This is a genomic window from Xenophilus azovorans DSM 13620, from assembly GCF_000745855.1.
Lineage (GTDB): Bacteria > Pseudomonadota > Gammaproteobacteria > Burkholderiales > Burkholderiaceae_C > Xenophilus > Xenophilus azovorans.
The window spans coordinates 88,405-110,631 of sequence record NZ_JQKD01000020.1; the positions used below are offsets into that span (position 1 = coordinate 88,405).

At 72.8% G+C, this 22,227-nt stretch carries 16 protein-coding genes; 15 read left to right on the forward strand and 1 reads right to left on the reverse strand.

Features of this window, described 5'->3' with window-relative positions:
* The first annotated feature begins 84 nt into the window (after positions 1-84).
* The 6 genes from Q392_RS12920 (at position 85) to Q392_RS12945 (ending at position 7,445) form a co-directional block, all read left to right on the forward strand.
* Complete coding sequence (locus Q392_RS12920) at positions 85-2,061, forward strand: DNA topoisomerase IV subunit B (protein ID WP_038207689.1); 1,977 nt, start codon at positions 85-87, stop codon at positions 2,059-2,061.
* 64 nt (positions 2,062-2,125) lie between these two features.
* On the forward strand, positions 2,126-3,007 hold the full coding sequence (locus tag Q392_RS12925) for a lytic transglycosylase domain-containing protein (protein ID WP_084217040.1): 882 nt from the start codon (positions 2,126-2,128) through the stop codon (positions 3,005-3,007).
* 20 nt (positions 3,008-3,027) lie between these two features.
* Complete coding sequence (parC, locus tag Q392_RS12930; protein WP_038207691.1) at positions 3,028-5,397, forward strand: DNA topoisomerase IV subunit A; 2,370 nt, start codon at positions 3,028-3,030, stop codon at positions 5,395-5,397.
* 1 nt (position 5,398) lies between these two features.
* Positions 5,399-5,590, forward strand: coding sequence for a hypothetical protein (locus tag Q392_RS12935; protein ID WP_038207694.1), 192 nt, complete (start codon positions 5,399-5,401; stop codon positions 5,588-5,590).
* Positions 5,591-5,701: 111 nt separating this feature from the next.
* On the forward strand, positions 5,702-6,880 hold the full coding sequence (locus Q392_RS12940; RefSeq protein WP_157007981.1) for a GGDEF domain-containing protein: 1,179 nt from the start codon (positions 5,702-5,704) through the stop codon (positions 6,878-6,880).
* A gap of 178 nt (positions 6,881-7,058) precedes the next feature.
* On the forward strand, positions 7,059-7,445 hold the full coding sequence (locus Q392_RS12945; RefSeq protein ID WP_038207696.1) for a hypothetical protein: 387 nt from the start codon (positions 7,059-7,061) through the stop codon (positions 7,443-7,445).
* Between the two features lie 29 nt (positions 7,446-7,474).
* On the opposite strand, the gene Q392_RS12950 is transcribed toward Q392_RS12945, so the two are convergent.
* Positions 7,475-8,542 carry an MBL fold metallo-hydrolase gene (locus Q392_RS12950; RefSeq protein ID WP_038207699.1) on the reverse strand — a complete coding sequence of 356 codons (1,068 nt, stop codon included), beginning with the start codon at positions 8,540-8,542 and terminating at the stop codon, positions 7,475-7,477.
* Between the two features lie 365 nt (positions 8,543-8,907).
* Between Q392_RS12950 and Q392_RS34045 the strand changes: the two genes are divergently transcribed.
* The 9 genes from Q392_RS34045 to Q392_RS12995 all read left to right on the forward strand — a co-directional run.
* Positions 8,908-12,555 carry a patatin-like phospholipase family protein gene (locus Q392_RS34045; RefSeq protein ID WP_211260238.1) on the forward strand — a complete coding sequence of 1,216 codons (3,648 nt, stop codon included), beginning with the start codon at positions 8,908-8,910 and terminating at the stop codon, positions 12,553-12,555.
* 146 nt (positions 12,556-12,701) lie between these two features.
* A complete protein-coding gene (locus tag Q392_RS12960) occupies positions 12,702-13,901 on the forward strand; it encodes an imelysin family protein (protein WP_038207705.1) in 1,200 nt (399 codons plus the stop codon).
* Positions 13,902-13,939: 38 nt separating this feature from the next.
* A complete protein-coding gene (locus Q392_RS12965; protein WP_038207710.1) occupies positions 13,940-15,355 on the forward strand; it encodes a di-heme oxidoreductase family protein in 1,416 nt (471 codons plus the stop codon).
* Positions 15,356-15,378: 23 nt separating this feature from the next.
* Entirely contained in the window at positions 15,379-16,434 is a 1,056-nt protein-coding gene (locus tag Q392_RS12970) for an imelysin family protein (RefSeq protein WP_038207712.1), read from the forward strand.
* Positions 16,427-17,530: a DUF1513 domain-containing protein gene (locus Q392_RS12975; RefSeq protein ID WP_157007983.1), complete on the forward strand. Its 1,104-nt coding sequence runs from the start codon at positions 16,427-16,429 to the stop codon at positions 17,528-17,530. The genes Q392_RS12970 and Q392_RS12975 overlap by 8 nt, the downstream gene beginning before the upstream one ends.
* Positions 17,531-17,651: 121 nt before the next feature.
* Complete coding sequence (locus Q392_RS12980; protein ID WP_051953404.1) at positions 17,652-19,793, forward strand: TonB-dependent siderophore receptor; 2,142 nt, start codon at positions 17,652-17,654, stop codon at positions 19,791-19,793.
* 32 nt (positions 19,794-19,825) lie between these two features.
* The gene (locus Q392_RS12985; RefSeq protein ID WP_084217043.1) at positions 19,826-21,046 is read left to right on the forward strand and encodes a PepSY-associated TM helix domain-containing protein; all 1,221 of its coding nucleotides are present in this window, start codon (positions 19,826-19,828) and stop codon (positions 21,044-21,046) included.
* The gene (locus tag Q392_RS12990; protein WP_038207717.1) at positions 21,043-21,246 is read left to right on the forward strand and encodes a hypothetical protein; all 204 of its coding nucleotides are present in this window, start codon (positions 21,043-21,045) and stop codon (positions 21,244-21,246) included. The genes Q392_RS12985 and Q392_RS12990 overlap by 4 nt, the downstream gene beginning before the upstream one ends.
* Positions 21,247-21,329: 83 nt before the next feature.
* The coding region (locus tag Q392_RS12995) for a TonB-dependent receptor (RefSeq protein ID WP_038207720.1) at positions 21,330-22,227 on the forward strand (898 nt) is incomplete at its 3' end.

The window sequence follows — 22,227 nt, forward strand, 5'->3', positions numbered from 1 at the left end:
CCGGATCGGCCATGCGGCCGTGTCCACGGGATGACTGGATGTGCATCCAGCGTTTTGCATGGTGGCTGACTACAATCCGCCGCCATGGCAACCCCCCCCAAGACAGCACCGGCCTACTCGGAGGCGTCGATCCGCGTCCTCAAGGGACTGGAGCCGGTCAAGCAGCGGCCGGGCATGTACACCCGCACCGACAACCCGCTGCACATCATCCAGGAAGTGCTCGACAACGCCGCCGACGAGGCGCTGGCCGGGCACGGCAAGAAGATCAAGGTCACGCTGCACGCCGACGGTTCGGTGAGCGTGGAGGACGACGGCCGCGGCATCCCCTTCGGCCTGCACCCGGAAGAGGGCGCACCCGTCATCGAGCTGGTCTACACCCGGCTGCACGCCGGCGGCAAGTTCGACAAGGGCGCCGGCGGCGCCTACAGCTTTTCCGGCGGCCTGCACGGCGTGGGCGTGTCGGTGACCAACGCGCTGTCGAAGAAGATGGAGGTGCTCACGCACCGTGAGGGCCAGGTGGCCCGGCTGGTGTTCGCCGCCGGCGACGTGGCCGAGCCGCTGCAACTGCGTCCGCAGGCCGCAGGCGACCGCAGGCAGGGCACCACCGTGCGCGCCTGGCCCGACGCGAAGTACTTCGAGTCGGCCGCCCTGCCGATGCACGAGCTGGTGCACCTGCTGCGCAGCAAGGCCGTGCTGATGCCCGGCGTCACCGTCACGCTGGTCAACGAGAAGAGCGGCGACCAGCAGCAGTGGCTCTACAAGGGCGGCCTGCGCGACTACCTGATGCAGACGCTCAGCGCCGACCCGGTGATCCCACTGTTCGAGGGCGCCGGCCACGCCGACCGCAATGCCGACAACTTCGCCGAGGGCGAGGGCGCCGAGTGGTGCGTCGCCTTCACCGAGGAAGGCCAGCCGGTGCGCGAGAGCTACGTCAACCTCATCCCCACCAGCGCCGGCGGCACGCACGACAGCGGCCTGCGCGACGGCCTGTTCAACGCCGTCAAGAGCTTCATCGAGTTGCACTCGCTGCTGCCCAAGGGCGTGAAGCTGCTGCCCGAGGACGTGTTCGCCCGCGCCAGCTACGTGCTCAGCGCCAAGGTGCTCGACCCGCAGTTCCAGGGCCAGATCAAGGAGCGCCTGAACTCGCGCGACGCGGTGCGGCTGGTCTCCAGCTTCGTGCGCCCGGCGCTCGAACTCTGGCTGAACCAGCACGTCGACTACGGCCGCAAGCTGGCCGAACTCGCCATCAAGGCGGCGCAGACGCGCCAGCGCGCCGGCCAGAAGGTGGAGAAGCGCAAGGGCTCCGGCGTGGCCGTGCTGCCCGGCAAGCTGACCGACTGCGAGAGCAAGGACACGGGCCACAACGAGCTGTTTCTGGTCGAGGGCGACTCGGCCGGCGGCAGCGCCAAGATGGGCCGCGACAAGGAGTGCCAGGCCATCCTGCCGCTGCGCGGCAAGGTGCTCAACACCTGGGAGGTCGAGCGCGACCGCCTGTTCGCCAACACCGAGATCCACGACATCTCGGTAGCCATCGGCGTCGATCCGCACGGGCCCGACGACACGCCCGACCTCTCCGGCCTGCGCTACGGCAAGGTCTGCATCCTGTCGGACGCCGACGTCGACGGCTCGCACATCCAGGTGCTGCTGCTCACGCTGTTCTTCCGGCACTTCCCCAAGCTCATCGAGGCCGGCCACGTGTACGTGGCGCGCCCGCCCCTGTTCCGCGTCGATGCACCGGCGCGCGGCAAGAAGCCGGCCGCCAAGCTCTACGCGCTGGACGACGGCGAACTCACCGCCATCCTCGACAAGCTGCGCAAGGACGGCGTGCCCGAAGGCAAGTGGAGCATCAGCCGCTTCAAGGGCCTGGGCGAGATGAGCGCGGAACAACTGTGGGAAACCACGCTCAATCCCGACACCCGCCGCCTGCTGCAGGTGCGCCTGGGCCGCTTCGACTTCGGCGGCACCCAGGGCGAGATCACCAAGCTGATGGGCAAGGGCGAGGCCGCCGCGCGGCGCGAGCTGATGGAGCTGCGCGCGGACGATGTGGAAGTGGACGTCTGAACGTCCACGACCGCGGACACCCGACCAACCGACGCCTTCCCGCGCTGCCGAGAACGGGAAGGCGATGCCGATGAAACTGCCTGCCGTCCTGTCGTCGCTGAGCCTGGCGCTGCTGCTTGCCGCGGCAGGCCCGCGCGCACATGCCGACATCTACGGCTACGTCGACGAGAACGGCACGGCGCACTTCGCGGCCGAGAAGGTGGACGAGCGCTACCAGTTGTTCTTCAGAAACGGCCAGAGCTTCGACACGGCCGACGGCCTGCGCGTGCTGCCCAAGGGCCGCCTGGGCCGCGGATCGTCCGGCGCCGCCGCGGGCGGCAGCCCGCCGCCGGCCTCGCAGGCGCTGCTGGCGCTGTTCGAGAAGTCGCCCAGCTACAAGGTGGCCAAGTCGGCGCTGCAGGAGGCCTCGCGGCGCCACGCCATCGACTACGAGCTGCTGCAGGCGCTGGTGGCCACCGAGTCGGGCTTCGACGCCGGCGCCATCTCGCCCAAGGGCGCCATCGGCCTGATGCAGGTGATGCCGGCCACCGCCGCGCGCTACGGCCTGCAGGGCGACCGCCGGCGCACGGCCGAGGCCAAGCTGCACGACCCGCGCCTGAACATCGCCACCGGCAGCCGCTACCTGCGCGACCTGATCCACATGTTCGACGGCAGCCTCGAGCTGGCCCTGGCCGCCTACAACGCGGGCGAAGGCGCGGTGCAGCGCGCCGGCAACCGCATTCCGAACTACCGCGAGACGCAGAACTACGTGAAGACCGTGCTGCAGCTCTACGCCTACCTCAAGCCCGGCGCCATGAACATGGCGCGCGGCGGTGGCAAGGTGCCCGGGCGCGTGCGCATGGAGCTGGCGGGCGCCGGCACCGGCGACGACGCTTCGCCCGCCGCCGACCGCCCGGCGGCGCTGCGCCTGGACACCACGCGGCCGCGCCGCGCGCCGGCCCCCTGAATTCCCGAACCGAAGCGACGATGGACGACGATCACCAACCCACCCTGGACCTGCAGGAACCCGAGGATCCGAACGCCCTCACCCTGGCCGACTACGCGCAGACCGCGTACCTCGAATACGCGCTCAGCGTGGTCAAGGGCCGCGCGCTGCCCGACGTGTGCGACGGCCAGAAGCCGGTGCAGCGGCGCATCCTCTATTCGATGGAGCGCATGGGCCTGGGCTACGGCGGCGCCAACGGCACCGTCGGCGCCAAGCCGGTCAAGAGCGCCCGCGTGGTGGGCGACGTGCTGGGCCGCTTCCACCCGCACGGCGACCAGGCCGCCTACGACGCGCTGGTGCGCATGGCGCAGGACTTCTCGCAGCGCTACCCGCTGATCGACGGCCAGGGCAACTTCGGCAGCCGCGACGGCGACGGCGCGGCTGCCATGCGCTACACCGAGGCGCGGCTGGCGCGCATCACGCAGCTGCTGCTCTCGGAGATCGACGAGGGCACGGTCGACTTCATCCCCAACTACGACGGCTCCACCGAGGAGCCGCGCCAGTTGCCGGCGCGCCTGCCCTTCGTGCTGCTCAACGGCGCCAGCGGCATCGCCGTGGGCCTGGCCACCGAGATCCCCAGCCACAACCTGCGCGAGGTGGCCGACGCCTGCGTGGCGCTGATCAAGAGCAACGGCAAGCTCGCTGACGAGGAGCTGTTCGGCCTGATCCCCGGCCCCGACTACCCCGGCGGCGCGCAGATCATCAGCAGCCCGCAGGACATCGCCGAGGCCTACCGCACGGGCCGCGGCTCGCTGAAGGTGCGCGCGCGCTGGAAGATCGAGGACCTGGCGCGCGGCCAGTGGCAGATGGTCGTCACCGAGCTGCCGCCGGGCGTGTCGGCGCAGAAGGTGCTCGAGGAGATCGAGGAGATCACCAACCCCAAGGTCAAGGCCGGCAAGAAGGCGCTGACCACCGAGCAGCAGCAGCTCAAGGCCTCGATGCTGGCGCTGCTGGACGGCGTGCGCGACGAGTCCAGCAAGGACGCGCCGGTGCGCATCGTCTTCGAGCCCAAGACCTCGCGCATCCCGCAGGAGGAGTTCGTCGCCACGCTGCTGGCGCAGACCTCGCTGGAGACCTCGGCGCCGATCAACCTCACCATGGTCGGCATCGACGGCAAGCCGGTGCAGAAGCCGCTACGCCAGATCCTGCTGGAGTGGGTGGCCTTCCGCGAGCAGACGGTGCAGCGTCGCTCGCAGCACCGCCTGGACAAGGTCGACGACCGCATCCACATCCTCGAAGGCCGGCAGCTGGTGCTGCTGAACATCGACGAGGTGATCGCCATCATCCGCGCGTCCGAGGACCCGAAGGCCGCGCTGATCGAGCGCTTCCGCCTCAGCGACCGGCAGGCCGAGGACATCCTGGAGATCCGCCTGCGCCAACTCGCCCGGCTCGAGGCCATCAGGATCGAGCAGGAGCTGGCGAAGCTGCGCGAGGAGAAGACGAAGCTGGAGGAGATCCTCGGCAGCCCGGCCGCGCTGCGGCGCCTGCTGGTCAAGGAGATCGAGCAGGACGCCAGGACCTTCGAGGACCCGCGCCGCACGCTGATCCAGGCCGACAAGCGTGCCGTGGCCGAGGTGCGGGTGGTGGACGAGCCCGTCACCGTGATCGTCTCGCAGAAGGGTTGGGTGCGGGCGCAGAAGGGCTGGAATCCGGAGAAGGCCGAATACAGCTTCAAGGCCGGCGACGGCCTGTACGGCGCTTTCGAATGCCGGACGGTGGATACGCTCCTCGTCTTCGGCACCGCCAAGGACAAGTCGGTGCGCGTCTACACCGTGCCCGTGGCCAGCCTGCCGGGCGCGCGCGGCGATGGCCAGCCCGTCACCACCATGATCGAACTGGAGGCCGGCACGCAGGTGGCGCACTTCTTCGCCGGGCCGCCCTCCGCGCAACTGCTGCTGTCGAACACCGGCGGCTACGGCTTCATCGCCGCGGTGGAGCACATGGTGTCGCGCCAGAAGGGCGGCAAGGCCTTCATCGACGTGGGCGAGGGCGAGCAGCTTACGCGGCCCTCGCTGGTGGGCGGCGCGGGCGGCGCCGAGCCGGTGCCGGCCGCCACGCATGTGTGCTGCGTGGCGAGCGACCGCCACATCCTCACCTTCGACATCGCCGAACTGAAGACGCTGCCCAAGGGCGGGCGCGGCCTGACGCTGATGGACCTGGCGCCGAAGGCGAAGCTGGCCGGTGCCGCCGCCTACACGCGCAGCGTGCGCATCGAGGGCGACTTCCGCGGCAAGCGGCGCGACGAGCAGCTCGACATCCGCACGCTCAACAACGCGCGCGGCACGCGCGGGCGCAAGGGCAAGGCGGGTTCCTTCACCTTCACGCCCGACGTGGCGCAGCGGGTGGAATGAGATGGGCGGCCTGGACATCAGTGCCATCGGCCTGCTGATCGGCGCGGTCGCCGGCGTGTTCAGCTTCTGGCTGGGCCGCCGCCTGCGCGGCAAGCGCCTCGCCCGGCGGCGCGAGAAGGAGCGCGCGCAGCAACTGGCGAACGAGACGCGGCAGCAGCGCCGCGCCCGGGAGCGGCGCGAAGGCCGGCGCTGAGCGTGCCCCCAGGGCCGGACTGCGTCCGGCCCGCCCCCGAGGGGGATGAGGAAACTTGGGGCGGCCCGGCGTTTCCTCACGCACGCGGCATGGCAGGCAGAATGCAGGCCCATGCCGGCTGATCTCCCGTCCGTGCTGGATGTCCGCTCCATCACCGCCGTGTCGGGCGTGCTGGGGCTCGTGATGTCGGCCGTCACCTTCTTCATGTGGCGCAGCTTCCCGGCCAGCATCCGGGGCCTGCACGAGTGGGCCTGGGCGCCGCTGCTGGGCTTCGTCAGCGCGATGCTGTTCGCCGGGCGCGGCGCGCTGCCGGACCTGCTGAGCGTGGTCGGCGCGAACATGCTGCTGTTCATTGCCTCGCTGCTGTACTACGCCGGCAGCCAGCAGTTCCTGCTCGGGCACAGCGACATGCGCCGCTGGATCGGCGTGAGCCTGGCGGTCGGCGCCTGGCTCCTGTGGTTCACCCACGTGCAGCCGGACTACCCGGCGCGGCTGGCGGGCGTGACGCTGATGGTGTGCGTGCTCTACGCCCGGCATGCCGTCCTCTACCTGCGCCAGCCTCCCCGCATCTTCGGCATGCGCCTGATGACGGCGATGCTGCTGGTGCAGGCGGCGGCGGCCGGGCTGCGCCTGGTCAGCGTGGGGCTGGGCGTGGCCGGCAACGGCCTGCTGGAGCCGAACTGGGTACAGATGGTCTACATCACCTCCTACGCGGTCACGGTGCTGATGATGTCCATCACCGCCGTGCTGATGAGCACCGACCGGGCGCGCATGGAGTTCGAGTCGCTGGCGGCGCACGATCCCCTGACCGGCGCGCTCAACCGCCGCGCGCTGCGCGAGGCGGCGCAGGCCGAGCTGCAGCGCGCCCGGGCCAACGGCACCAGCCTGGCGGTGCTGATGCTGGACATGGACCACTTCAAGCCGGTCAACGACCGCTTCGGCCACCAGGCGGGCGACGCCGTGCTGTGCGAGGTGGTGCGCCGCGTGCAGGAGGTGCTGGGCGGGCGCGGGTTGCTCGGGCGCCATGGCGGCGACGAGTTCGTGGTGCTGCTGTCCGGCGCCTCGCGCGAGGCCGCGATGGCTCTGGCCGAGCGCATCCATGCCGCCCTGGCGCGGCCCTACCCGCTGCCGGGCGGGGAGCAGGAGGTGGCCTCGCTGTCCGTGAGCATCGGCATCGGCATGGCCGCCGGCGAGGCGGTCACCGGCGTCGACACCCTGCTGGCGCGTGCCGATGCGGCCCTGTACCAGGCCAAGGCCGGCGGGCGGGCGCGGCTGGCCACGGCCTGCTGATGAGGCTGCGCGGGACACGCTTTTCCGCGCCGGACGGCATTACGACACATTCGGCGACATAGGCCGCCCTCCCGTGAAGGCACACTCGCCGGGCCCGGCCGGGCGCCGCACCGCGGGCCGGCCCGGGTACGTGGGCGACATGCGCTCATCCATCCACCATCTCGAAGGGAGTTGTCCGATGAAAAGGACCCTTGCACTGATTTCCATCACCGCCGTGCTTGCCGCCTGTGGCAAGCAGGAAGCGCCTGCGCCGGCCCCCGCGCCGGCGCCTGCTGCCTCGGCACCTGCACCAGCCCCGGCCCCGGCTCCCGCTGCCGCGGCCCCTGCCGCGCCGACGGTCAGCGACAGCGGCAACGTCCTGCCGCAGGAATGCCAGGCATACCTGGAGAAGGTGAGCGCCTGCGTCGCCAAGCAGAGCGGTGCCGCCGCCGACGCCATGAAGACGAGCGTGGAGCAGGCCAAGGCCGCCTGGGCGTCCTACGGTGCCGACCAGGCGCAGCTCTCGGCGGCCTGCAAGGCCAGCAGCGATGCCTTCGCCGCGCAGGCCGCGGCGATGAAGTGCTGACGAACTGAGCCCGGTGCGGGCGGGGCCGCTCAGCGCAGCCCCTCCCACCAGCGCCGGTTCTCGCGCGGCTGCCCCACGGTCAGCACCTCGCCGATCACCGGCGTGGCCAGTTCGATCCCGCGCTGCCCGGCCAGCGCGGCCAGCCGCTCCATCGGCTCGCGCCAGGGGTGGAAGGCCAGGTCGAAGGTGCTGTTGTGCACGCCGTACAGCACCTTGCCCCGCACGTCCTCGAAGGCCTGCACCGACTGCTCCGGCGTCATGTGGACCGAGGGCCAGTCGTCGGCGTTGTAGGCGCCGTTCTCCATCAGCGCCAGGTCCATCGGGCCCAGGCTCTGGCCGATCTCCCTGAAGCCGGGGAAGTAGCCCGAGTCGCCGCTGAAGAAGATGCGCTGGCCGCCGGCTTCCAGCACCCACGAGGCCCACAGCGTCGTGTCGCGGTCGGTCAGGCTGCGGCCCGAGAAGTGCTGGGCCGGCGCGGCGGTCAGCCGCACGCCCGCGTGCTCGGCGGCCTGCCACCAGTCGAACTCGGTGATGCGCTCGCGCGCCACGCCCATCTGCACCAGCCGCGCCGCCACGCCCAGCGGCACGAAGTAGCGCTGCACCGAATCGCGCAGGTGCTCGATGGTGGGCCGGTCCAGGTGGTCGTAGTGGTCGTGCGAGAGCACCAGGCCTTCGATCGGCGGCAGCGCCTCCAGCGCCAGCGGCGAGGGGTGGAAGCGCCGCGGCCCGGCGAAGCTGAAGGGCGAGACGCGCTCGCCGAACACCGGATCGATCAGCCAATAGCGGCCCTGCAGCTTGAGCAGGTGCGACGAGTGGCCCAGGCGCACGACGTGGTTGGCGTCGGCCGGCAGCGCGTCGAGCTGCGCGCGTGCGAGGGTCTGCACCGGGATCGGGTCCACCGGCACCGTGTCCTGCTTGGTACCGAACAGGAAGCGCGTCCAGATCAGCGCCGCGTTGCGCGAGGCCCGCGCGTCGGGGTTGGGCAGGTTGCGGAAGCGCCCGTCGGCCGCCGAGTACTGCGGCGAGGCGACCAGACGGCGGATGTCGTCCTCCGGCGCCGCGGCGGCGCAGCCCGCGACGCAGGCCGCGGCGACCATCCAGCCGCCGCGCAGCCGGCGCCAGCCGCCGCCTGTCGCGGGTACGGTGGAAGCGGGCGGCGGCGGATCGGCGGGCAGGGCAGGGGGCGTCGGCATGGCGCGATGATGCGTGAAGGCGGTTGCCGCCGCGTTGCAGCCGTGTTTCGCTGCGTCGCGCTTTTTGTCGCCGGGCCGCCCCAAGACAAAAAAGCATCCCCTCGGGGGATCGGACAAACGCGAAGCGGTTGACCGAGGGGTCTTTTTCTTGCGCCTGAACCAGCCCGGGGGGCACCTCCCCACGCGGTGGCAGACCCGCCGCCATAGACCGTTTGCGCAATGGTGCCACGGCGCGATCCGTGGACCATTGCCGGCTCTGGCTGCCGCTGATGGACGAGACGATCGCACACATGGTCCGGCAGCGCCGCGAGGCGCTGCACGGCCGCGACGACGGGCACGGGCCCTGGGGGCTGGCGCTGTCCGGCGGCGGCATCCGCAGCGCCACCTTCTGCCTGGGGCTGCTCAAGGCCCTGGCGCGCCGGCGTCAGCTGCTGCGCTTCGACATCGTCTCCACCGTCTCCGGCGGCGGCTACGCGGGCGCCGCCTGGGGCCGGCTGTGCACCCGCGCCGGCTCGGCCGACGACATGCGCGCCATCGAGGGCGGCCTGGCCGAGATGGATCAGGTGCGCCTGGGCTGGTGGCTGCGGGCCAACGGCCGCTACCTCATCCCCGGCGGCCTGCGCGACACCTTCTTCGCCGTCGCGCTGTACCTGCGCAACCTGCTGGGCACGCACATCGAGATCGCCATCGCCGCGCTGCTGGCCGGTGCGGCGCTGGCGCTGGTCAACCTGTTGGCCTGGGAAGGCATGGCGGCGGCGGTCGACCTGGACGGCGCCGAGACGGCCGCCGCCGTGCCCGCGCCGGCGCTGCTGGCCACGCGGCTGCCGACGCTGTGGCTGCTGCTGGTGGTGCCCTGGGTGCTGTCGATCGTGCTGGCGCAGGCGTATTGGTCGGTGCGCGAGCGGCCGTCGCGGGCCTTCCTGGCCTGGCAGCTCGGCCTGTGGGCGCTGGCCGGCGCCGCCGCCTGGTGGCTGCGGCCGCTGCTGCAGGCGCACTTCGGCGCGCCACCCTGGCTGGTGCCGCTGTTCGCGGCCTTCGCCGCCGCATGGGTGGTGGCGAGCGCGGCCGTGTTCGTGCTGCACCGCGACCCGCGCGGCGCCGGCACGCTGCGCAACCGGCTGACCGACGCGCTGGCGACGCTGCTGACCTGGAGCGCCGCGATCGTGCTGCTCGGCCTGCTGGACTGGACGGGCTGGTGGTTCGCCGTCCACACGCAGGAGACGCGCGCCTCCTGGGGCGGCTGGCTGCTGGCCGCGGCGGCCGGCCTGCGCGCGGTGCTGCCGGTGCTGCTGAGTGGCCAGCGTCAGGCGCCGGGCCTGGGCGGGCGCTTCGCGATGGGGCTGGCCAGCCTGGCCGGGCTGGCGGTGGCCTTCTGCCTGGCCGCCTGGTGGGTGGGCGTGGTGTACGCGGTGGTGCTGCGGCCCGTGTTCCAGCCGCAGGGCCTGGACTTCGGGCGCGGCTGGGTGTGGCTGGCGCTGGTGGGCGGCGGCGCGCTGGCCTATGCGCTGCTCACCGGGCGCAACTTCGCCTTCCTCAACCTGTCGTCGCTGCACATGTTCTACAAGGCGCGCATCGTGCGCGGCTACCTGGGCGCCGCCAATGCCGGCCGGCTGGGCGGCGACCCGCTCTCGCCCGCGCCGGTGCTCGGCCCGCCGGAGGTGCCGGTGGGGCAGGTCCACGACGACGACGACCTGCCCATGCAGGCCTACGCCCCGCATCGCCGCGGCGGGCCGGTGCACCTGGTCAACGTGTGCATCAACCAGACGCACGACCCGAAGCAGCGCCTGTTCAACCGCGACCGCAAGAGCCTGCCGCTGGTGGTCGGCCCGCAGGCGTGGATGCAGGCCGGCGGCGCGCCGTGGACGCAGGCGCGCGGCGACGGCGCGCTGACGCTGGGCGCCTGGGCCGCGATCTCCGGCGCGGCCTTCGCGCCGGGGCTGGGCCGGCTCACGCGGCGCGGGCTGGCGGCGCTGTCGATGTTCGCGGGCCTGCGCCTGGGCTACTGGTGGAACAGCGTGGCCGCCGGCGTGGCGCAGCTCGGCGCGGGCCGCCGCCGGCGCTTCGCGCCGCTGCGCAAGACGCGCTTCCTGCTGTTCGAGTGCATCGGCGCCTTTCCCGGCAGCAGCTCGCCCGACTGGTACCTGAGCGACGGCGGGCACTTCGAGAACACCGGCGCCTACGCGCTGCTGCAGCAGGAGGCGCAGCTCATCGTCATCGCCGACTGCGGCGCCGATCCGGAGTACCGCTTCTGCGACGTCGAGAACCTGATCCGCCGCGCGCGCATCGACCTGCATGCCGACATCTGCTTCCTCAAGCCGTGCACCAACGCCGGTGTGGGCATCGACGGTGTCTTCGGCTCGCTGGGCGACCTGACGTCGCAGAACAGCCAGGCCTGCCTGGCGCTGGCCGAAGTCACCTACGCCAGCGGCCGTACCGGCCGGCTGGTGCTGGTCAAGCCCAACATGTCGGCGGCGCTGCCGGTGGACCTGGTCAACTTCAAGGCCGCCAACCCGCTCTTTCCGCAGCAGCCCACCACCGACCAGTTCTTCGACGAGGCGCAGTGGGAAAGCTACTTCCGCCTGGGCACCGAGATCGGCCGGCGGCTCGAGGGCGTGACGCTGACGCGGCTGGCGCAGGGCGTGGAGGGCCTCTTCATGCCGGACGACGGCCAGGCGGCCGCGCCCGCCGCGCCGCCGGCCGAGGCAGCGGCCGCCAAGCCCTCTGCCGCCGGCGAGGCTTCGGTGGCGGGTGTGGCGGCCGCGGCCGCCACCCGGCTGCAGGCGCGGGTGCTGCGCGCCGGCGCGGTCACCGCCTCGCTCGGGCTGGGCACGGCCCTGACGCTGGGCGTGGCAGCCTGGCAGGGCATCGAGGCCTGGCGCACGCAGACGGCGCAGAAGCAGCAGGCGCAGAGCCTGGCCTTCAAGGACCTCACCGAGCGCTGGTCGCGCCTGCGCGTGGACGCGCCGCCGGGCGAGGCGCCGGCTTCGCTGGCGGCCGAACTGCTGCGCACCGGCGACCTGCTGTGCCGCCAGGGCGGCGAGAACTTCATGGCGAACTTCCGCCTGTCGGTGCGCATCGTGGACGACGCCCGCGCCGCCTGCCGCGAGGCGCTGGAGCGGGCCGGCGGCGCCACGGCCGATCCTGCCTCGGGCCTGAGCAGCAACCCGGCCTGCGCGCGCCTGCTCGATCCCGGCAGCGGCATCGACTGCCTGCAGTCGGCCCAGCCGGCGGCCTGCGCGCCGCGCTACTGGGCACGCGACTACTCCGGCGCCACGCCGCCGCAGGCCAACTGCAGCGGCTTCGCCTCCGGCGCCAGCACGCTGGCCGGGGCGCTGTGGAAGCGGCTGCGGGCGCCCTTCGAGGTGCGCTTCCGCGAGGCGGCCGTCGTCGCTGCGCCGGACGGCGGGGGCGCGGTCACGACGGCGCCATCCGCGCCGTCCGCGATGCCGGTGCCGGTGCCGGTGCCGGCGCCGCCGTCCTCCCCGTCCTGGGCGCCCGCGCCTCCCACCGCGGCCGCACCGCCGGCGCCCGAGCCCGTGCCGCCGGACGCCTGCCGCGGCCGGCGCGTCTACATCCAGATCCACGGCCCGGCGCAGCAGGCGCAGGCGGCGTCGATGCGCCCGCCGTGGCGGCGGCTGGGCGCCGTCGTGCCGCCGGTGGAGGACGTGCTGGCCAGCGCCCGCGCCGCCGGCCGCGCACCGCCGGCGGGCTATGCGCGGCCCACCATCCTCTGGCACGACGCCGGCTCGCAGGCCTGCGCACGGCTGATGGCGCAGCGCCTGCCCAGCCCGGTGGGCGGCGCCTGGCAACTGCGCGCCCTGCCGGCGCGGCTGGTGCCGACGCCGGGCACGCTCGAGGTCTGGCTGCCCCGGCCCGACCTGGCATCGGCCGCCGCCGGCGAGCGCGCCGGCCAATAGGCGTCCGCCGGTGGGTGGAATTGCCAGATTGAGAATTACTCGTAAATAGAATCCCGCGCTCCACCCGTGCGCCGCACCGCGCCGGCCCGGGGTTGCCGCCTGCCGGCCCGCCCCGCATCCATCACCCAATCCTGGAGGAGCGCTGCATGAAGCCCCTGGCCCTGGCCCTGGCCGTCTCGACCCTGACCGTCCCGCTGTTCGCGCCGCCGCAGGCGCTGGCGCAGCAGCAGCCCGCCGCGCAGGCGGCGCCGGCGGCGGCCACGCCGGCGCGCGTGGTGGCGCACTACGCCCGGCTCGTGCACGCCGGCTACGAGGACTCGCTGGCCGGCGCGCAGGAACTCCAGAAGGCGATCGCCGCCTTCACCGCCGCGCCCTCGCAGGCCGGCCTGGAGGCGGCGCGCAAGGCCTGGCTGGAGGCGCGCGAGTTCTACGGCCAGACCGAGGCCTTCCGCTTCTACGGCGGCCCCATCGACGACGACAAGGGCCCCGAGGGCCGCATCAACGCCTGGCCGATGGACGAGTCGTACGTCGATTCGGTCGAGGGCAACCCGACGGCCGGCATCATCAACGACCGCAAGGTGAAGATCACCAAGCAGCAGCTCGCCGGCCTGAACGAGAAGGACGGCGAGGAGAACATCGCCACCGGCTGGCACGCCATCGAGTTCCTGCTGTGGGGCCAGGACCTGAGCGAGACCGGCCCCGGCAACCGCTCCTTCGAGGACTTCGTGGACGGCAAGACGCGCAACGCCGACCGCCGCCGCCAGTACCTGACGGTGGTGACCGAGCTGCTGGTGGACGACCTGCGCTTCCTGGTGCGCGCCTGGGCGCCGGGCCAGAAGAACAACTACCGCGCGAAGTTCGAGCGCGGCGGCAACGAGTCGCTGCGCAGGATGCTGGTGGGCCTGGGCTCGCTCTCGCGCGGCGAACTGGCCGGCGAGCGGCTGGAGGTCGCCCTGGCCAGCCAGGACCAGGAGGACGAGCACTCCTGCTTCTCCGACAACACGCACCGCGACGCGGTCGCCAATGCCAAGGGCATCCAGAACGTGTGGACGGGCAGCTACCAGCGGCGCGACGGCAGCACGCTGGCCGGGCCCTCGCTGCGCGACCTGGTGGCGGCGAAGAACGCGGCGCTGGCCGAGCGCGCGACGGCGCAGATCGCCGCCTCGGTGGCCGCCACCGAGGGCATCCAGGCACCCTTCGACCGCGAGATCGTCGGCGGCAAGGACGCCCCGGGCCGCCAGCGCGTGCAGAAGGCGATCGACAGCCTGACGCAGCAAAGCAAGGACATCGTCGAGGCGGCCGGTGCCATCGGCATCACGCGCCTGACGCTGGTCAACCCGGAGTGAGCAGGCCCGGACCCCGCTGGCGGCGCCGGCTGGCCGCGATGGGCGCCGCCGCGGCGTTCGTGGGCCTGCCGCCGGCAGCCATCGCGACCGCCGAGGCCGAGGTCTCCGAGGAGGAGCGCACCGGCGGCGCCGCCACGGTGCATGCCACGGGGCGCAACGCCTTCTCCTTCCCGGCCGCCAACCTGCCCGACGCCGAGCGCACGCGCTTCGTCATCGGCAACTCCTTCTTCCGCCGCAACTGGGTGCAGGCGCCGGCCTCCACCAAGGCGCGCGACGGGCTGGGGCCGCTGTTCAACGCGCGCTCCTGCGGCGGCTGCCACGTGCAGGACGGGCGCGGCCAGCCGCCGGACTTCACGCGCGGCCTGTCCGAGCAGCCGGTGGCGCTGCTGATGCGCCTGTCGGTGCCGGGGCAGGGGCCGCACGGCGGGCCGGTGGACGAGCCGACCTACGGAGGCCAGTTCCAGAACTTCGCGGTGCAGGGCGTGCCGCCCGAGGGCCGCGTCGACATCCGCCACACCACGGTGCGCGGGCGCTTCGCCGACGGCACGCCCTACGAACTGCTCAAGCCCGAGTACCGCCTGAGCCGGCTGGCGCATGGCCCGCTGGCCAAGGGCACCATGCTCGGCCCGCGCATCGCGCCGCAGGTCATCGGCGTGGGGCTGCTGGAGCTGATCCCGGTCGCCGAGATCGAGCGCAACGCCCGCGAGCAGGCGGCGGCGCCCGGCCCGATCAAGGGGCGCGTCAACCGCGTGTGGGACGCGCCCTCGCAGCAGGTGCTGATCGGCCGCTTCGGCTGGAAGGCCAACGCCGCCACGCTGGCGCACCAGACGGGCGCGGCCTTCCGCGACGACATCGGCATCACCTCCGCCGCCTTCCCGGAGGAGGGCTGCACTCCGGCGCAGAAAGCCTGCGCCGCCGCACCGCGCGGCGCCCAGGGCAAGGCGCCCGAGATCGACGACAAGACCTTCCGCGACGTGGTCTTCTACCAGGCCACGGTGGCGCCGCCGGCCCGGCGCGATGCGCGCGACGCGCAGGTGCTCAAGGGCCAGCAGCTCTTCCGGCAGGCGCAGTGCGCCACCTGCCACCGGCCCAGCTACACCACCGCCGGCGAGCTGTTCCCGCCGTTGTCCGAGCAGGTCACCAGCCGCGCCCTGACCGGGCAGGCGATCCACCCCTACACCGACCTGCTGCTGCACGACATGGGCGAGGGCCTGGCCGACGGGCGGCCCGACTTCCTGGCCGGCGGGCGCGACTGGAAGACGCCGCCGCTGTGGGGCATCGGCCTGATCCCCGAGGTCAACGGCCACCAGCGCCTGCTGCACGACGGCCGCGCCCGCGGCGTTCTGGAGGCCATCCTCTGGCACGACGGCGAGGCGCGCGACGCGCGCGAGGCGGTGCTGCGCATGGACAAGGCCGAGCGCGAGGCGCTGGTGCGCTTCGTCAACTCGCTGTGAACCGATCGAATGGAGCCTTCCCGATGACACCGGCACCCAGCCGCAGGCGATCCGGCCTGCATCGCCGCGCCGCCTGCTGCGCCCTGGTCCTCGGGGCCGTTCTGGTGGGCGGCGCGCGGGCCCAGGTCCCCGATCCCGTGCCCGCGCCGCGGCCGGGCACGGTCGACATGCTCTCGGCCGCCTACGCCACGCGCCTGGCGCCCGCCGCGCAGGCTTTCGCCCGCGCATCCGCCGAGCTGACCGGCGCGGTGGCCCGCTGGTGCGAGGGCGAGGCGGCCCAGGGCGCCGCCGGCCTGGAGGCGGCACGTGCGCAGTGGCTGCGCACCACCGCCGCTTGGGACCGCCTGGCCGGCGTGGCCGTCGGCCCGCTGGTCAAGCGCCGCGCGCTCACCGCGCTGGACTTCAACCCCACGCGCCCGGCCACCATCGAGCGGGCCATCAAGGCCGCGCCCAGCGGCCCCGAGGCGATGGAGCGCATCGGCACCCCCGCCAAGGGCCTGCCCGCGCTGGAATGGCTGCTGTGGACGCATGCGCCGCAGCCGGGTTCGCCCGGCTGCCGCTACACCCGCGAGGTGGCGGCCGACCTGCAGCGCGAGGCCGGCGCCATCGCCGCCGACTTCGCGCAGCAGGCGGCCACGCCCTGGGCCGACGACCACACGAAGACCTACCTGGCCCTGCAGGAACTCATCAACCAGTGGCTCGGCGGCGTCGAGCGCCTGCGCTGGACGCAGATCGACAAGCCGCTCAAGGCGGCCGAGACGGGCAGCCGGCCGCCGGCCTTCCAGCGCGCCGCCAGCGGCGCCACCGGCGCCACCTGGGCCGGCCAGTGGGAGGCGCTGCGCGGCCTGGGCGGGCCGGTGGCCGACGCGCTGCGCGCCCGCGGGCAGGGGCCGCTGGCCGAGCGGCTGGGCCGGACGCTCGCCCAGGCCGACGCGGCGATGGCGAAGGCCGACCCGGCGCAGCCGGCCACGCTGGCGCCGGCCGTCAGGGAACTGGGCGCCCTCAAGAAACTGATCGAGGCCGACGTCGCGCCGGCGCTCGACGTCACCATCGGCTTCTCGGACGGCGACGGTGATTGAGGCCCTGCCGAACCGCCGTCGCTGGCTGGCGCAGGTCGCGGCGCTGGGCGCGGCCGCGGGGCCCGCCGCCTGGGCGGCGGGCGCGCAGGACGACGGCCCGCTGCGCATGGCCGCCGCCTGGGAGGCGCTGGACGCCGCCGGCGGCTACCGCGTCGGCGTGCTGGAGCGCCGGGGCACGCGCATGGCCGTCGCTTCGGCACTGGAAGTACCCACCCGCGCGCACGGCGTCTGGGCGGAGCCCGGCGGCACGCTGCTGGCGGCCGCGCGCCGCCCGGGCGACTGGCTGGTGCGCCTGCGCGCGGCCGACGGCAAGGCGCTGGCCTGGAACTGGATCGAGGGCGGCCGCGCATTCAACGGCCACGTCATCGCCAGCGCCGACGGCCGGCACCTCTACACCACCGAGACCGACCTGGAGACGGCGCAGGGCCTGGTCGGCGTGCGCGATGCGGCCTCGCTCGAGAAGGTCGACGAATGGCCGACCCACGGCATGGACCCGCACGAACTGCTGCTGGACGCCGACGGCAGCCTGCTGGTGGCCAACGGCGGCATCCCGACCCTGCCCGAGACCGGCCGCGTCAAGGTCGAACTGCACCGCATGGATGCATCGCTGGTGCGCCTGGCCGCCGGCGACGGCCGCCTGCGCGGCCAGTGGCGGCTGGCCGACCGGCGCCTCAGCCTGCGCCACATCGCCTGGGGCGAGGCGGGCGGCCGGCGCGTGCTCGGCATCGCCCTGCAGGCCGAGCACGAGGACGCCGCCGCCCGGCGCGGCGCGCCGCTGCTGGCGCGCTTCGACGGCCGGCAGCTCACGGCGCACGGCGCCGGCCATCTGCTCAACGGCTACGGCGGCGACATCGCCTTCGCCGCCGGCCGCTTCGCCGTGAGTTGCCCGCGCGCCGACGGCGTGGCGCTGTGGCAGGCCGACGGCCGATGGGACGGCTTCGCGCCCTTGCCCGAGGCCTGCGCCCTGGCGGCCGGCCGCGGCGGCGCCGCGTTGTGGGCCGGCGGACGCGACGGTGCGGCGCAGTTGCCCCGGCCGGCGGACGGCCCTGCCATCGAAGGCCTGCGGGTGGACAACCACTGGCTGATGCTGGGGTAGGGGCGAGCGCCTCCGCCGCGCCTCATTCGAGAAACGATTCGTTGACAAATTCGCTGGCAGCAGCGAATCGTTTGATAATGAGAACGGTTTTTGTTCATATTCAATTTTTCTTTTCCGACCGATGCACGCTGCCGGCCTGACGACTTTCCGACGCCTCCCCATCACTTTGGCCGCCGCCGCCCTGGCGGCTGCCGCGGCACCGGCCGCCGCCCAGACCGCCGAGCCGCCCCAGACGCCGGAGAACACCCTGCCGGTGATCCGCGTCGATGCGCAGGCCGAGCGCGAGACCGCCACCTCGCCGGTGATCGGCTACCGCGCCCGCAACGCCGCCACCGCCACCAAGACCGACACGCCGCTGGCCGAGACGCCGCAGTCGGTCACGGTGGTCACGCGCGACCAGATCGTCGACCAGGGCGCGACCAACCTGCAGGACGCGCTGACCTACGCCGCCGGCGTGCGCTCCGACGGCTACGGGCTGGATTCGCGCGCCGACAGCTTCATGGTGCGCGGCAGCGAGCCGTCGCTCTATCTGGACGGGCTGCAGATGTACTCGTCCGGCTGGTACACCGCGACCGCGCGCCCCGACCCCTACACGCTGGAGCGCCTGGAAGTGCTGCGCGGCCCGGCCGGCATGCTGTTCGGCGCCGGCACCGCGGCGGGCGTGGTCAACATGGTCAGCAAGCGGCCGCAGCCGGTGGCCTCGCGCGAGGTGGGCGTGCAGTTCGGCTCCTGGGGCCGCAAGCAGATCCAGGCCGACCTGACCGGCCCGCTGACGGCCGACGGCACCTGGTCGTACCGCCTGGTGGCGCTGCACCGCAAGGCCGACACGCAGGTGGACCACGTGCCGGACGACCGCTCGCTGGTCATGCCCTCGCTCACCTGGCAGCCCAGCGCGGCGACCTCGCTGACGCTGCAGGGCCTGTGGCAGAAGGACAAGACGGGCAGCACCTCGCAGTTCTTCCCCTGGCAGGGCACGATCCTGCCGAACGTCAACGGGCCGCTGCCGACCAGCCGCTTCATCGGCGAGCCGGGCGACGGCTACGACACCGAGCGCAAGACCTTCGGCTGGCTGTTCGAGCACCGCTTCAACGACCAGTGGACCTTCCGCCAGAACGCGCGCTTCGCGCGCACCTTCAACGACTCGCACTACCACTGGGCCGATTTCTTCTCGATCACCGGCGGCTGGGGAGAGGACCCCTTCGGCCAGCGCCTGCTCGGCCGGTACAACGACAAGTCGCTGACCTGGACGCGCATGGCCGGCATCGACAACCACGTCGAGGGCCACTTCGACACCGGCCCGGTGCGCCACACGATGCTGATCGGCGCCGAGTACTCGCGCCAGCGGCAGGACAAGCGCGAGGGCTCGGTGTTCAGCGTGATCGACGCCTATGCGCCGGTCTACGGCCTCGGCTACGTGCCGGTGACGGAGCTGACCGACCAGCCCCGCACCACGCAGCGCAACGCCGGCATCTACGTGCAGGACCAGATGAAGTGGGGCAACTGGATCTTCGTGGCCGGCCTGCGCCATGACCGCAGCACCGCCGGCACGGCGGGCAGCGCGTCGGAGACGACCAAGGCCACGACGCGCCGCCTGGGCGCGATGTACGTGCTGCCCTCGGGCTGGTCGCCCTACCTGAGCTACACCGAGTCCTTCACGCCGCTGGCCGGCACCGACGCCAACGAGCGCCTCTTCAAGCCGCTGCGCGGCGAGCAGGTGGAGGCGGGCGTGAAGTACCAGCCGGTCGGCTCGGACACCAGCTTCACCGCCTCGGTCTACTCGCTCAAGGAGAAGAACCGCATCGTCTCCGACCCCACCAGCCCGAACGACGGCCGCCAGCTCGACGCGACGAAGAACAAGGGCCTGGAACTCGAGTTCAAGACCACGCTGGCGCGCGACGTCGACCTGATCGCCAACTACAACTACATCGACGCCGATCCCAAGCTCGGCGGCATGCCGCGCAACCAGGCCGCGGTGTGGGGCAAGTACCGCTTCGCCATCGCCGGCGTGCCGGGCTTCTCGGCCGGCGCCGGGGTGCGCTACATGAGCGCGTTCCGCGACGGCATCGGCGCCGAGGCGGGCCCGCGCGTGCCCTCGGTGGCCCTGCTCGACCTGATGTTCGCCTACGAGTCGGAGCAATGGCGCCTGGCCCTGAACGTCAACAACGCCACCGACAAGGTGTACTTCAGCACCTGCCTGGCCCGCGGCGACTGCTGGTGGGGCGCGCGCCGCAACGTCGTCGCCACCGCGACCTACAAGTTCTGACGGCGATCGCCAGGGAGAATCCGGCCATGTCCATGACCACCCGCACCATCAAGACCTGGGCCTGGGTGCACAAGTGGAGCAGCATCGTGTGCACGGTGTTCATGCTGCTGCTGTGCATCACCGGCCTGCCGCTGATCTTCCACCACGAGATCGGGCACCTGCTCGGCACGGAGGTGGAGGCGCCGAAGATGACCGAAGGCACGCCGCACACCAGCCTGGACAAGGTGCTGGAAGTGGCGCGCGCCAAGTACCCCGACCGGGTGGTGCAGTTCGCCTCCAAGGACGAGGACGACGACAACCTGTGGTTCGTCACCCTCACGCCCACGCCGGCGCCCACCGACGACTTCCGCTCCGTCGCCGTCGATGCGCGCACCGCCGAGGCGCTGCCCACGCCGCGCTTCGACGAGGGCTTCATGTGGATCATGTTCAAGCTGCACGTGGACCTGTTCGCCGGCCTGGCGGGCAAGCTCTTCCTGGGGTTGATGGGCCTCTTGCTGCTGGTGGCCATCGTCAGCGGCGTGGTGCTGTACTCGCCCTTCATGCGCAAGCTCGACTTCGGCACCGTGCGCCGCGACAAGCGCACGCGCCTGAAGTGGCTGGACCTGCACAACCTGCTGGGCATCGTCACGCTGGTGTGGCTGTTCGTCGTCGGCGCCACCGGCATGATCAACACCTGGGCCGACCTGATGATCAAGTACTGGCAGTACGACCAGCTCAGCACGCTGCTGGCGCCGTACAAGGGCCAGCCCACGGTGCCGGTGGCCGAGCGCGCCTCGGTGCAGCGTTCCATGGAAGTCGCGGCGGCCCAGGCGCCCGGCACCAAGCTGGCCTTCATCGCCTTCCCCGGCACGGCCTTCTCCAGCCCGCACCACCACACCTTCTTCCTCAAGGGCAACGAGCCCTTCACCTCGCGCCTGCTGCAGCCGGTGCTGGTGGACGCGAAGACGGCCGAGGTGACGGCCGCGCCGAAGCTGCCCTGGTACCTCACGGCGCTGCTGGTGTCGCAGCCGCTGCACTTCGGCGACTACGGCGGCATGCCGATGCAGATCATCTGGGCGCTGCTGGACATCGCCACCATCATCGTGCTGGGCAGCGGCCTGTACCTGTGGCTGAAGAAGGGCAACCCGGTGCACGAGCACAAGCCGCGCACCGGCCCCGAGGCGGCCGCGCCGCCGCCGCATGCGCCGGCGCCGGGCCAGGCGCCGCAGCCGGTGGGTGCCAATGCCGCGGCGCGGCTGGAGGGGGCGCCATGAACACCCCCGCGCAACGCAGCAGCAATGGTGTGTGGGCCATGTGGGGCTGGCCCATCGTGCTGGGCGTGCTCACCGCCGTCGGGCTGGTGTCGGCGCTGTTCAGCGACGGCGGCGCCGGCGATGTCGTGGCCTGGGTGACACTCGGCATCCCGGTGGCGGTCTGCGTCTGGTACGGCTGGCTGCGCCGCAGCCGTTCCTGAGCGCCCCTGCCACGCAGGCGCCCCGGCGCCCATCGCGGGCAACCCTGTGCCGCGGCCGCGGCCCGGCATGACAACATGCGCGCATGTCGTCGTCGTTCCGGAGCCCGTTCGCAGGCTGGCCGCTGTTCCTCCTGCCCGGCCTGGTGCTGGCGCAGCCCGCGCCCGAGGTGCAACAACTGCCCGCTGTCACCGTCAGCATGCCGCGCGGCGAGGTGGTGCCCTTCGAGGTGCCGGGCTCGGTGGAGCGGGTGGAGGGCAGCGAGATCCGTGACGGTCGCCTGCAGTCCCAACTGAGCGAAGGCCTGGCGGGCGTGCCGGGCCTGCAGCTGCAGAACCGCTACAACTACGCGCAGGACCTGCAACTGTCCATCCGCGGCTTCGGCGCACGCTCCACCTTCGGCGTGCGCGGGGTGCGCCTGTACGTGGACGGCATCCCCGCCACGCTGCCCGACGGCCAGGGCCAGACCTCCAACATCGACATCGCCTCGCTCGATCGCATCGAGATCCTGCGCGGGCCCTTCTCCGCGCTGTACGGCAACTCCTCCGGCGGCGTGGTGCAGGCCTTCACCGCCCGCGGCGAGGGCCCGCCCCGGCTGGCCTACTCGGTCGCCGGCGGCAGCGCCGGCACCTGGCGCCAGGGCGTGCAGGCCAGCGGCTCGCAGGGCCGCGTGGACTACCTCCTGAGCGCCAACCGCTTCCACACCGACGGCTGGCGCGATCACAGCGCCGCCACGCGCGACCTCGTCAATGGCAGGCTGGGCATCGCCCTGGACAACGGCAGCCGCCTGACGCTGGTGGCCAACCGCGTGCGCATCGACGCGCAGGACCCGCTGGGCATGACGGCCGAGCAGTTCGCCCGCGCCCCGCGCGCGGCGCCCCTGGCCGAGCAGTACGACACCCGCAAGAGCGTGCTGCAGAGCCAGGCCGGCCTCTTGTGGGAGCACCGCCTCGACCAGCGCCAGCAGCTACGCGTGATGCTCT